Genomic DNA, 13000 nt, shown 5'->3' on the forward strand with positions numbered 1-13000 from the left:
AAATGCGCTGTCGGAATGGGTCCTACTTTATATTTTCCTGCTAAACAACGGCCGGTGAGCGACGTAAAAAGAAGAGGGCCAGAAACACATAGCTACATGAGATAAGAGCGAAACCAACAGTGCCAATGAAAGAGATGGCTACCACCGCACCAATCATCTCAACAGCACTCAGAGCAGGATTGAGTAGGACATAAATGCCTGTCACCAATAAAACGAGACGAAAGGCGTAAAAAGGGAAACCGCTTAAGATGACCATATGTTTTTGGACACGCCATTCTTCTGAACCAAAGGAACGACGAAGAAGACGGGCGGCAAAATAGGTAAAGGCGACTCCAAGAATAACATAGAATATAAGCAGTAAAAACCACACTCCTCCGATGAAACGAGGAGCAATTTGGTCAACCACCGGCAAAAACAGGGAAAAAGGCAGGAACACACCCGCGCACGACACAATAAAGACGATTGCTGGCCACCAAAGACGAAGACATAAAAGCAGATCTAAAGAGATCGGTCCAATTGTTATTTTCATAGTAGAGTCAATCCTTTCTGGATTTTTTCGATTTAGCATGTATTATAAGACTAGGAAACTTGGGAAAACAAGAGAATGAGTATATCCTTACGCCCACAACAAGCACCACACGCAGCCGTTTCTCATCCTCTCTTCTGCCCAACATGCCTCCTGAACCAGAGGGTGTTTACCCGTCTAATTTACCAGTTATGACGCGTCCAAATTGTGGCTGGTGTGCGGGAAAGTTGAGATGCTGACCACTAAATCTACGTGTCAAGGTCGGCTGCATCCAGGTCTGCCATAGAGTTCGCATACCATGTAGCTTTACATACAACAGGTCGGTCAAGACGAATGTGAGCATCAACGAGCCAGGACCAATCAGGGCAAAGCTTGCCAGCACATTGAGTTGGAGAGGCAGAATGTAGTAAGCAACCACAACTACTACCGGAAAATGGAGTAAGTACCACGAGAATGAGGCTTCGCTCCCATATTTAAGCCATGAGTTACCCACATTCAGGTATTGATCCGCGCTGGCCAGGGTCACCAGGAGCCAGGACCAGAGGAGCAGACTGAACAGGACTTGAAAGAGCAGGCAACCCACTGAATAATCTGGCTGTACATCATAGTTGTGGAGCAGACCTGCCTTCCACACGAGCAGGATCAACATAAAGCCTGAGCTTCCGATAATAAGCGCTACCTTTCCTTGACGCTGGATGATCAAGCGGAAACGCGGATCGGCAAAAAGTATATAGCCATACATATAGACGAGCAGCCAGCACACAATGTCGGTCAGACTACAGTAAACGGGGAAAGACGCACGTAGAGTGATCTGGATTACAGCAATGGGCAAGGCCAACACCACTATACCAGCAGGTTGCTCACAACACAGTTTGACTAACCGCTTGATCCAGCGTTGTCCCTGCTCGCTACGCAGGTACAGGCACAGTGGGAGCGCCAGGAGCGAGATGCAAAACAGGTAGAGCAGAAACCACAAGTGATGAATGCTGGTAACCATCAGCGAGAATTTGCCAGCAAAAAAGATGCTTTCCAGAAAATAGGGATAGAAGAGTAGTAGCGTGCCAGTATATTGTCCATTACTCACCATCTCAAAGTACGTCTGTAACGGTACCAGCAGCACAAAACCAACCACCAGCGGCACCAGTAGACGCCTGACCCGGTCCTGGATAAACTGACGCGGACCCTTACGACGCAAGGTCAGCCATGTACTGGCACCGGCCAATAGAAAGTAGAGCGCCATACACCATTGCGCCACAAATGATAGGGCATAGGCCTCGCCTTCATTTGTGATAAAAGCCGGCATACCTGTTCTTGTAATATATAATTCGCTAAACATATGAATACAATGGATCAGTACCACAATAATAAATGCACCTGTGCGTAGCCAATCAAAGTAATAAATCCTATCGGCTTTTTGCTTTTTTATTGTATCTGTCTGCATAACCGCTATTCCCTCTGCTATCAAAGTTGCGTGATTTCGTTCTGCTAGAGTTAAGAATAGCGGTCCGCTGTGTCGGCCATGTCACAAAGCTGTACAAAAAGTGTTGCAATACTGTTGCGATAATGGATCGCGCTTAAACAGCAGGCATAAAAGCGCCCATGGCGGATCGATCCGCCATGGGCGCTTTTATGCTGAGAAGATCATACTATGAGGAGTCAAGAGACATGGGCACGTCTTCGATCGCTGACAAAGGCAACCAGCATCGAGGTTAGAAACAGTGCGAGTAGCACATACACGGATTTCGAGCTCGACTTTGCTGGTACGGTCTGTGCCGGATCGTCACTGATAGACGGCTTAGGCAGGCGATAAGGATTATTGAGTAAGACTGCGGCAGTAAAAATACCGAGTGCAACAAAAAAGATCAGTACCAGACAATAGACGATGACGGCTTCCATGATGCTTATTCTCCTCTCTGAAAGAAGCCCATACCCGATCGTAGTTTGACGAGGTACAAAAGTAAGTAAATGGATGGGATGATGATCACCATACCAATAATAACTCCAATGAGTAGCAGGAATAATGTGCTAGGTGAGCCTGCTCCCTGGTCTACAGTTATATCGGGAGGAATAAGATATGGTATCTGTGAGACGCCCCATGAGCCAAGTAAGAAGGCGACCTCTCCAACTATCAGCAGGCGCGCAATCCGGTAGTAGCGCCAGTAGAGTGTTGCGGCCGTCCCCAGACCAATCAACATAGTGGCGATTACCAGCGGGATAGCCCGTGAAAGCATACCTTGCCATAACAGAGGCGCATAGATAGGCGATATACCCAGTCCAATAGCACCCAGAACCGCTGTGACGGCTCCTGTGATCAAGCTACGTCGTCGATACAGCTCGGCCAGATCTCGATCCTTGCTATTGCTCGCCTCAACCGTGAGATACACGCTGGCCAGAGTCGCGCATAAAGCGACCGCCATACAACCAATCATCACAGTAAAAGGGGTCAGCCAGATAGAGCCAAGATCGGTCTGGGCCGGTGTGCCAGGATTTACCCGGATACGTCCACTGGCTACCGCTGCGGCCGACAACCCAAGAAAGAATGGTGTCAGAACACTGGACGCGCTGAAAACCTGAGTCCAGATAAGTGCATTCCGTCCACGCAACCCATGGGTACGAAACACAAAGCCCGAGCCGCGTAACACTACGCCAATCAAGGCTATCACCAGGGGGATAAACAGCACAATACAGATGATGGAAAAGGGCACCGGAAAGGCTGAAAACAGGCCAACCACCAGGAAAACCAACCAAACATGGTTGGTCTCCCACACCGGTCCCAACGCGGAATCGATTAATTCGCGCTGTTTCTTCGCCGTGTCGCCCTTCGCCACCAGATCCCACAGGCCGGCACCATAGTCCGCACCGCCAAAGGCCGCATACGCGATCAGCGCAAACCAGATGATACTCAATATGACATAAGCCAGGCTCATCCATTTATCCTCTCTTACGAACCGACCTTCATCGTTTGGTTAATAGCAGTATTATGCGGCTGTGTTCCACTGGAAACTTTCTCCCAGGTCATTTCTGGCAACGGTGTACGCGCCTGTCGCAGCAACAGCACGGTCATAGTAATTGCCAGGATGAGGTAGATGAGCACGAAAAGCAGGAAGCTTGCACCCAGGAATGGAGCCGTGGTCACCGCCTCACTTGTACGCAATTGCCCATAAATTGCCCAGGGCTGCCGACCCTCTTCTGTGACAATCCAGCCTAGCTCTACAGCCAGGAAGCCTAACAGGCCTGACAGGGCCACACCCATTAACAACAATTTATGCTCGGGTATGATCCGCTTGCGTTTAAAGTAAAGAAACCAGAAAACGAGGGCCACAAACAGGGTAAAGAAACCACTTCCAACCATCCCATCAAACGCGAGATGGACCGGTACAGGATCCGGGCGATCCTGCGGTGGATAAGAATCCAGGCCACGTATCACGCCATCAGGACTATACGTAGCCAGCAGACTCAAACCATCCGGTATCGGAATGGCAAGGATAAAAGTTCCAGTCTTCTCATCCGGTATTCCACCAATATGCAGGGGTACATGACTGGATGTTTTGAAGACACCTTCCATGGCAGCGAGTTTGGATGGCTGTGCGGTCGCCAGGTAGCGAGCATTAAAGTCACCACTGACAATCTGGAGTGGTGTCGCAATCGTTGCCATAGCCAGTGCCAGCATCAAGCCTTTTCGATGATAATCATCCCGCTTCCCACGTAACATTGCAATGGCATAGATGGCCGCCACCCCGAAGCCGCAGGCAACATAACATGCCAGGGCCATATGCACCGTCTCATAAGGAGTACTGGGATTAGCAATTGCTTGCAGCGAATCGATCCCCGTCAACTGTCCATTTTTAAACACAAAGCCGGTCGGGGTATTCATCCACGAATTCGTCGTCACAATAAACCAGGTCGAAGCCAGGCCACCGATCCAGATCGGGAAAGAGGTCACCCAATGCCAGAACGGAGGCAGAATATCCCAGGTAAACATATAGATACCAAAGAAGATCGCTTCCAGGAAGAACGCAAAACCTTCAAAGGCAAATAACGGCCCAATTACAGCACCAATAAACTTGATATAGGTAGGCCAGAGCAATCCAAGCTCAAACTCTACAATCGTACCTGATACTGCTCCAATCGCAAAAATAATCACAGCAGCCTTCGCCCAACGGCGAGCCAGGGTCATCCATACAGGATCTTTACGAACAAGGGCCATTCCCTCCGCCAGACATAGCAGCAGCGGTATACCAACGCCCAGCACCGAAAAAATGATATGGAATACCAGCGATGTGCCCATTTGAGAGCGGGCAGCTAGCAGACCAGACATAGGAAACTCCTTCTACTATATTCATCGTGCCTTGGCTTAACCACACGATCTTCTTCTGGTTAAACATCATTCCATGCTTACTATTTTTGACACGTTCAAGTAGAAAGAAAAGTCGCATTAGCTTCCCTCATAGATTCGGGCCTGGCGCCTGATAGGTTCCATTTCAGCCAGTTCTCATTTACCCAAAAGCAAACCTCAAGGAAAGAGGTATGCTGCCTCTTCCCTTGAGGTTTATGAATATAAGAATACCTGAACCTCTCTAACGCCGTGTGCAAGTTTTATCCCTCACACCTCGCGCCTACGGCTCTCGCTTGTTGTGAGGAGGAACATGGCGAGGCGATCGCGACCGCCTCGCCATGTTCCTCCTTAAAGAGTGGGTATGTGGAAAACTTGCACATGGCGTTATCAGAGCTATAGAACAGCCTCAACCCCTGGGGTCACATCAAGAATTGCATCTTGTTTGGCGGTTTCATTGGGACGACTCTTCATGGTGCTGGCGGCATCACTATCATGGATCGTGAAGCCAATTCCGGTCGCAATCAACACGAGAATGGCGGAGACGATAAACGCGGTATGATAGGACGCGAGATTAGCAACAACAGCCCCGTTAGCGTTAACCTGCGTGATGCCAACAAAACTGATCACGCTACTAATCAATGCCACACCAAGAGATGCACCAACCTGCAGCCGGGCATTGTTGAGGGCTGAAGCCTGTCCCGTAGCCGCTGGCGAGATGGTCGCGAAAGCCGCCACCTGAATCGGAATGAAAGAACTGGCCATCCCGGCACCAATCAAAAACATCAGGATGCGCATCAGCCAGAGATCAGTATTCTGTCCCACAAAGAACATCAGACCCATCAGGATGGTCACACAGCTCAAGCCAAAGATCACCAGACGGCGTGGACCCACTTTAGGATAGAGACGGGCGGCAATCTGTGTCGAGACCAGCACACCTAAGGCCTCCGGAAACGTGGTCAGACCCGAGGTTAAAGCAGACACCCCACGCCCAACTTGCAAAAATAGTGGAGCGGCATAGAGCAGTCCCATAAAACCCGCACCGGAGAAGAGTGCCACCGTATTACAGGTACGGAACGGACGATTTTTGAGCAGGCGTAGATCCAACATCGGCTGCTTCACGCGCAACTCAATATTCACAAACACGACCAGCGTCATCAGCCCGAGCGCGCCACTTATCAAGATACCAGGATTCGTCCAGCCCTGGGATGGACCTTCACTCAGCGCATACATGGTCAGCGCTAACCCAAAACCTGCTAGCAAGAAGCCCGCTACATCAAAGCCCACATTCACACGCTCATGCATCTCGCGCAAGAACAACAGGCCAAAGACGAAAGCCAGTACACCAATCGGCACATTGACATAGAAGACCCAGTGCCACGACAACTTATCAATCAACAGACCACCAATTACAGGACCCATCGCAGGCGCAAACACCGTAGGAATATTCAGCACACGCGACACATGGATTCGCTCCTCTTGCGGAAACGTGCGATACAGGAGAGCCGTACCCACTGGAGCCAGCGCGCCACCAGCTAATCCCTGGAAGACGCGGAAGACCACCAGCATCGGCAGACTCGTCGCCAGGCCACACAAAGCAGAAGCAATCGTAAACAGAGCCAGAGCAGATAGAAAAATACGCTTTGTCCCAAAGCGATCCCCCAACCAACCAGAAACCGGAATAACAATCGCCAGACTCACCAGATAGGCCACGACCACCGCCTCTATTGCTGTCCCCGCTACCCCAAAATCATGGGCTAATGAAGGTAAAGCAACATTAACAATCGTGGAATCCATAATACTCATAAACATCGCAGCTACAAAGACAACACCAACAGAGACTTTAGGACTAATCCGAGGGAAATGCATAAGACCAACTCCAAATACGGCAAAGTGAGAGACATAATTTTTTATCATTGTGGCAGCTAAAAATTGAGGAGTATTCCTGAAATGACAATACAAGCCCATATGGACCCAGATGTATGTGGCTGCTTCTTATTCGGACGAACAGTGACCTACTTCAGTCACCTTTTTCTATGGACAAATTGTACATATTTTATGATTCGTTTAAATGGCAATACATCAGCATCAAAGCATAAACGACTCATACTCGCTATATAGGTCTACCTGAAGTCAGGTACTATAGCACATTATCTACAGCCTATATACATACGCTCACGTATGTCCTTACTTTACTCATTCTTTACGCTGGTAACTTCACTAGTATTTTCCACCATTTTTGCTATTTCTTTCATCTTCACTTGACAGGTATGACAGGTATCTTTATATTTTTATATATAAGCACATTGATTGAGGGCCAGCCAATCAATTACGTATAGATACTTTCTCTCCTGTATTTATTGAGTATGCTCTTACTACTGCTCTAGACATATGCCATAAAGTGCATCGTTGCACCATAAAATGGCACAATGTATCAAGGCTTGTAACCTACCATGAGGCAAAAGGGTAGGTGCTCGATGGAGAGCAAACAAAGGAGGTTCTTGCCATGGCTGATCCAACGAAAGTTCAGGTTCAGACTGGGAATGACAAAGCTGAAGAAAATCTAGCCAGTACACCGATGGCAACAGGACGAATACAGTGGATGCGGAAACGCCTTTCGATGGGCTGGATGCAGGTCCAGCCACGCCTTCAGTGGTTCAGGCGCTCAAAGAAAGCTTCACTCCGGACAGATGACTGGCGCACATGGTCACAATTTCAGCTGTGGCGTCGCACACGTCCATTCACGGGATCCATTTTAATCATACTGGCTGGCCTGCTGGTACTTTGGGGTCCGGCTGCATTGCTGCCATTTGCACTCCTGCCAGGTAGTAATATCTGGGCGGGCATATTGGTCGGAGGTCTGCTTCTGGTTATGGGACTCATCCAATTATTGGCTCCTACCAATGCGCTTGTCGCCGGCTCAATCGCCGTTGTCCTCTCATTAGTATCGCTCATTGTTGCTGCCGGTGGCTTTGGTATAGGCATGCTACTGGGCATCACAGGAGGAGCAATGGGGATTGCCTGGCAGCCCGTTTCTCGCTCCCATCATCGTACTCGCTTCAAGCTGCCAGCACCGATCAAACACCTATTTATTCGACCACACTGATCTTCTCATGCAGGCGTATTTCAGCAACAAGGTAACGTATCGTCACCTTCCTTCCAAAGAAGGGCAGCAATAACGAGCCAGGAGAGCATTCCCATCATTATCATAACCAGGATTGACATTATTTTTGAAAGCGGGTGTGAAAATTTATGGAACAGCTAGATTTCCCAACAGAAAACCCGATCTGGTCACAGCTTCCGACTGAAGAGCAGAAGCAATCTGAACAAAATCCAGCCATTGGCACCGTCAATCGCTCCATATTCTGGACGGTGATGCTGCTAGCCTTATTGATACTCGGCGGGATCACAATGCTTATCAGCAAGGGAGCCATCGCGATGGCGGCGGCAGTACCAGTCCCAGTAACGGTTCAGGCGACGACGATTAAAACAACCAGATTTCGTCTCTATCCAGGCATATCCCGAGCCGATAACGCATCCCCGGTAGCCGTGAATCAACTTGACGGCACGCTCTCAAACCTGGTGATTACAAAGACGGTCTCCCTACCAGTTGTTGGTAACGTCACCGTTACCTTAAAGGCGGGACAGAATACAGCCGTCACGACCACTGGTCTCACAACTGATCTGGCAGGACTCTCCTCAGATTCGGCAACCTTCGGAGGACAGGCTGTAAACAGTAATACCAACGGCAATGCCTTTGAGATCGATGCCCAGAGCGCCACCTTAAACAATGTCACAATCAACGCACCCTACATGATCGCCAACAGCATGACCCTACCAGGGTTAACCCTCTCAGTCAAGTAAAAGGCATACTCAACGTTCTCAGGAGATCCTGGCAATCCGGGATCTCTCCATCTATCTTTACCCTGGATATAGAAAGTGAGTAAGATACGTGTATTCTGTACGACGCAGTTTTATACGATTGTGTATCCCCATCCTTGTACCTGGCGTGATCATCGCAGTCCTATTTCTGCTCATCAATCCTCTGGTGGTCTATGCCCAACCGGCTAATCAGGTGCGTACATTCGCGACATCTGATAGCGCGATGAATTACATGACGAAGAGCGCCGCAGGAAGATTGGCAGCAACGGGCAACTATACATTGGAAGCAACCGAAATCATCGGCACCAACGCGCATCTGAGCTTATTTCCCGATCCTCTCTATCCCACACTCACCTTTGCCACGGCCACCATGAACGGATTTAGCTTAAGCCATCCATTCAACGGCACGGCGCTCCTGCTCTCGTCAACTGGAACAGTAACAACAACGGGTGTAGCGATTAAAACCAGTCTGTTCAAAGATATAGGGACCGCACTCAAAAGCTTTGCCAATAAAGCCGACTTGCTCGTGCTCGCTACCGGCGGTACGGTAAAGCAACTGATTATGAGAAATGTCACCTTAACGGTGGATCGCTCACTGAACACGGATGTATTTGTTGCTACCGGCTTTCAACTGGCCATTACCACCGACCTGCCACATATGCAGGCTACACCGCCAACTGATACGCCAACACCAACAGCCACACCAACACCTGGTACGACACCAACTCCGACCGCGACATCAACACCTACGGTGACACCAACGCCTCAACCGGGTCTAACGCCGACGCTTACACCCACGCCACCACATAAAAAATGTCGCTGCTTGCTCTTTATTTGCTGGTGCTCATCCTAACCAGAAGGGTCCCTTCACCGTACATTTAGTGAGGTGACTCTTCTGACCCTCGCTCAACAGGCCAGCCATCCTGGTTCATCTTCAGGACAAAAAGTGTATAGCAAGCACTTACTTGCACCAGGCTGATAGTACTATTGTTCCTCTAACCATATCAATGAATATGAAGATGGCTTTGGCATAGATCCTTTGTTTGCTTCTACAGGCTGTAACCGTCAGTACCTGAATTCCCGATTACTCAATAAATGAGTATATCTGCTAAAAAACAAAGTATCTAAAAGTACTATCCTACACAGAAGATGAAGGGGAATAGCGGATGTAATCATGATTCAACTTTGATCCCACCGCCATGTATGACAACACAGAAAACATCATGCTGCCTACATCTTTAGCGATGCGATATATTGATACCTCACTATATTTATATGGAAGTACCGTGAACGTGGACCAGTATAAAGGCAACAACATGCATTTTCACCTGGCTGTATCGCTGCTGAATCACGATAATGGCTGGCCACTACTAACACTGGAGTAAAAAAAAAGTATCACAAACACAATATAGGGCGGCAGCGGAAACAACCACACTGCCTTGGATGATCATGATACCAACTAAGAAGGTTGTGAAGCTGAATCCGTCGATGTAGTCAACAAAATTTTCTCAACGGTCTCACGCTTGATACGATAAACCTGACGTGTGTTGGTATGAGGCAATGTAACCGCTTCCAATACACCGACCTTAACCCAACGTCGAACAGTTGTGCCATCCACCCGAAGCATATCAGCAACTTCAGATACAGTTAAAAGATTATTCACTGGCTAACCTCTTTTCTTAAACATATACAAAAGAAAACAGTAAAAGGGGTGCTTAAACAACGAAAAAGAAAACCTCGGAAAGGTTGTAAGATGTGTAACATAGACATTGTATAACATTGTTCGATACTTGTAAATAAATTTACGTACCATATAGAAAGCGGGCACGGAAAACACAGAAGATTACACGAACAGATAAGCGCATAGGACAAAAAATAAGTATCTTTATAAAGATTATTATATGTGTGGGTAAAAGAAGAATCGATACGTACTCAACTAGAAATAGATATCTATATCCAATGTCACAGTTTTGTATCATATGACTCTAAAAGGCTTTTTCACAAAAGACGTACACGTGTACGTATACGTATACGTCCAGATACGGCCTCTCTATCATCCTTAATATAAAAAGAGGGCGTTCCGGTAATAGTCACCGGAACGCCCCTGGCCTGCGTAAGCTTACGCGATAAACTCTTTGGCAAAGCGATGGATTGCTGTGAGGTCGGTCGCGCTGGGGAAATCAATGATAATCTCATCAATACCCAAAGATTCGAATGTTGCAATACGCTGGCGAATCGTCTCCGGACTTCCAACCAATGCAGTGTCTGTGAGTCCTTGTTTGACGGATGCAGGCACAAGTGCCATGGCTTCTTCATCGGTGTCAGCGATCGAACAAAATGATCCGGTTGTGCGATAGATGCTGTTGTAGTCACGGCCCACAGTCTCACAATGATGTTTTAACACATCTAGTTTGTGCGTCAGGGTCTTAAGATCGCCACCAACATTACAGGCATCACCATACTGAGCCACCAGTTTCAACGTGACCTTCTCGCCACCACCACCGATAAGGATGGGGATATGTGGCTTCTGGACACCCTTTGGCTGATTGATCGCGCCCTTAATCTGATAATACTTTCCTTCAAAGGTAGCCTCTTCCTGTTCCCACATCGCATGGATCACCTGCAGGGCCTCGCGGAGCATACGCAGACGCTCAGGTGCGTCGGGAAAAGGATAGCCATAGGCGCGATATTCATGTTCATACCAACCAGCACCAATACCAAAGTTGAGGCGACCATGACTCAGTACATCTAGGGTACTGGCCATTTTCGCCAGCAGGGCAGGATTGCGATAACTATTACAGGTCACAATCTGACCAATGCGGATCCGTTTGGTGTCGCGCGCAATGGCCGCCAGCGACATCATACATTCAAAAGTAACTTCCTGTGTCGGTTGAGGGATGGTATGAAAGTGATCAACTAACCAGACGGCCTCATAACCAGTCTCATCAGCAGTTTTCGCTACGTTAGTCATTGTCTCATAAGCTTCGACAGGATCTTTGATGTCTACCAGGCTCATCTTCCAACCATTAGGAAGAGAAATTCCAAACTTCATACATATCCTCTTTCACAAATACGCGGTATACAAAAAAAACAATGCAGTTAACTGCTTCCTACTCGAAATAATGTAGTCGCGTCGCTGATTTTTACATCCTTATGGCTGCATTGCCTGCTTATAGGTTATCACCTCAATCATACCTATAGCAAACGTTATCTATTTATATCCAGGGCTTGTTCATGTTCCTTTTTGGCGTCTGATAGTCTAATTCCCGCCTACGGCGGGGGAGGAGGGGAATTTTGTGGGGACACCCCACTCCCCGGCAGGAGGGCACACCGCCCTCCTGCACCTCCTGCTTTGTACCGATTTTATTTGTTAAAAATCATGCGACGCCAGGTTGGGTGTGTGTGGTGCGCGGTTGCGCACCACACACACGACACACATGAGTGGAGGGCTTGCCTATGATAAGATTGCAGTATGCTCTAATTTACGGTCACCGGGGTTTCATTGTTTATTTGTTGTAGCCTGGCTTGTTCCCAGCTAAAGAATTTCTTGAGGATGGTACGAATCATCAGGATCGCCAGGAACATCAGGATCTGATGCCAGGATTGTAATCCAATGGTGCGCAGAAGGGTGCCAGCCAGCTTAAAGTTCAAGCCAGCAATGATACCATCGGTAACCACAATACGCGCCCTGGAGATATCTTTGGTCCTGAGCAAGCCAACCAGAGCAAAAAGCATATAGGCAACGATCAGCAGGGCTCCGAGAAAATCAATAATTGAAGCCCAGATAGATACAGTAAAGAGGTTAGAGATGGATACGAGGTACATTTGCGATCCCTCCCTTCGTTACATCCGGTGCTTGTTCTGCCGGTGAGGTATCCGCTTGAGGAAGCAACCCAGATTGACGATGAGCCGCTCGGTCGATCTCTTGTTGTAAAAAGTAGTTGAGTAGCGTTCGGATGGCGGCAATAGCCGCTAACTGTCCAATCTCAGACCAGGTGGGGGCAATGGCGGTACGCAGGATGTCGGCGCCCAGCTCAAACTCCAGGGCAAGGGCCAGCCAGCGTCCCAATTTCAGGCGTACAGCTTCAATCTGTGGCTCCTGCGCATTCTTTGACCATTGTCCTTTACCAACAAAAACAAGCAAAGCTTGTAGTGCAGCCTGGAGCGCGGCAAAGGCGATAATGATGCCGGCAACCCCTTCGACTCCTGCCGCAAAATATCCGGTCAATATTTTTAACAATGACTCCATATACCTACCT

Annotated in this window: 13 protein-coding genes; 3 read left to right on the forward strand and 10 right to left on the reverse strand. The window is 48.4% G+C overall.

Going from position 1 to position 13000, the window contains the following annotated elements; genetic code table 11:
- Positions 1–40: 40 nt before the first annotated feature.
- From EL633_RS27010 to EL633_RS27035, 6 genes are all read right to left on the reverse strand, one after another.
- Positions 41–529: a hypothetical protein gene (locus EL633_RS27010; protein WP_126630378.1), complete on the reverse strand. Its 489-nt coding sequence runs from the start codon at positions 527–529 to the stop codon at positions 41–43.
- A gap of 166 nt (positions 530–695) precedes the next feature.
- Positions 696–1967, reverse strand: coding sequence for an acyltransferase family protein (locus EL633_RS27015; RefSeq protein WP_126630379.1), 1272 nt, complete (start codon positions 1965–1967; stop codon positions 696–698).
- Positions 1968–2182: 215 nt separating this feature from the next.
- Entirely contained in the window at positions 2183–2422 is a 240-nt protein-coding gene (locus EL633_RS27020) for a hypothetical protein (RefSeq protein WP_126630380.1), read from the reverse strand.
- Positions 2423–2427: 5 nt separating this feature from the next.
- The gene (locus EL633_RS27025) at positions 2428–3453 is read right to left on the reverse strand and encodes a cytochrome d ubiquinol oxidase subunit II (RefSeq protein ID WP_126630381.1); all 1026 of its coding nucleotides are present in this window, start codon (positions 3451–3453) and stop codon (positions 2428–2430) included.
- Between the two features lie 14 nt (positions 3454–3467).
- Positions 3468–4844 carry a cytochrome ubiquinol oxidase subunit I gene (locus EL633_RS27030; protein ID WP_126630382.1) on the reverse strand — a complete coding sequence of 459 codons (1377 nt, stop codon included), beginning with the start codon at positions 4842–4844 and terminating at the stop codon, positions 3468–3470.
- 411 nt (positions 4845–5255) lie between these two features.
- Positions 5256–6728, reverse strand: a complete 1473-nt coding sequence (locus EL633_RS27035; protein ID WP_126630383.1) for an MDR family MFS transporter — start codon at positions 6726–6728, stop codon at positions 5256–5258.
- 637 nt (positions 6729–7365) lie between these two features.
- Between EL633_RS27035 and EL633_RS27040 the strand changes: the two genes are divergently transcribed.
- From EL633_RS27040 to EL633_RS37235, 3 genes are all read left to right on the forward strand, one after another.
- A complete protein-coding gene (locus EL633_RS27040) occupies positions 7366–7965 on the forward strand; it encodes a DUF6114 domain-containing protein (RefSeq protein WP_126630384.1) in 600 nt (199 codons plus the stop codon).
- A 146-nt stretch (positions 7966–8111) separates the two neighbouring features.
- Positions 8112–8723: a DUF6230 family protein gene (locus EL633_RS27045; RefSeq protein ID WP_126630385.1), complete on the forward strand. Its 612-nt coding sequence runs from the start codon at positions 8112–8114 to the stop codon at positions 8721–8723.
- A gap of 88 nt (positions 8724–8811) precedes the next feature.
- A complete protein-coding gene (locus EL633_RS37235; RefSeq protein WP_176599712.1) occupies positions 8812–9594 on the forward strand; it encodes a hypothetical protein in 783 nt (260 codons plus the stop codon).
- A gap of 606 nt (positions 9595–10200) precedes the next feature.
- Here EL633_RS37235 and EL633_RS27055 read toward each other — a convergent pair.
- The 4 genes from EL633_RS27055 to EL633_RS27070 form a co-directional block, all read right to left on the reverse strand.
- A complete protein-coding gene (locus tag EL633_RS27055; protein ID WP_126630386.1) occupies positions 10201–10404 on the reverse strand; it encodes a helix-turn-helix domain-containing protein in 204 nt (67 codons plus the stop codon).
- 456 nt (positions 10405–10860) lie between these two features.
- Positions 10861–11793, reverse strand: coding sequence for an LLM class F420-dependent oxidoreductase (locus tag EL633_RS27060; protein WP_126630387.1), 933 nt, complete (start codon positions 11791–11793; stop codon positions 10861–10863).
- Positions 11794–12218: 425 nt separating this feature from the next.
- On the reverse strand, positions 12219–12566 hold the full coding sequence (locus EL633_RS27065) for a DUF1622 domain-containing protein (protein WP_126630388.1): 348 nt from the start codon (positions 12564–12566) through the stop codon (positions 12219–12221).
- Positions 12544–12990, reverse strand: coding sequence for a DUF1622 domain-containing protein (locus EL633_RS27070; RefSeq protein WP_126630389.1), 447 nt, complete (start codon positions 12988–12990; stop codon positions 12544–12546). Before EL633_RS27070 ends, EL633_RS27065 begins: the two co-directional genes overlap by 23 nt.
- Positions 12991–13000 lie beyond the last annotated feature (10 nt).

This window comes from Dictyobacter alpinus (genome assembly GCF_003967575.1).
GTDB classification, from domain to species: domain Bacteria; phylum Chloroflexota; class Ktedonobacteria; order Ktedonobacterales; family Ktedonobacteraceae; genus Dictyobacter; species Dictyobacter alpinus.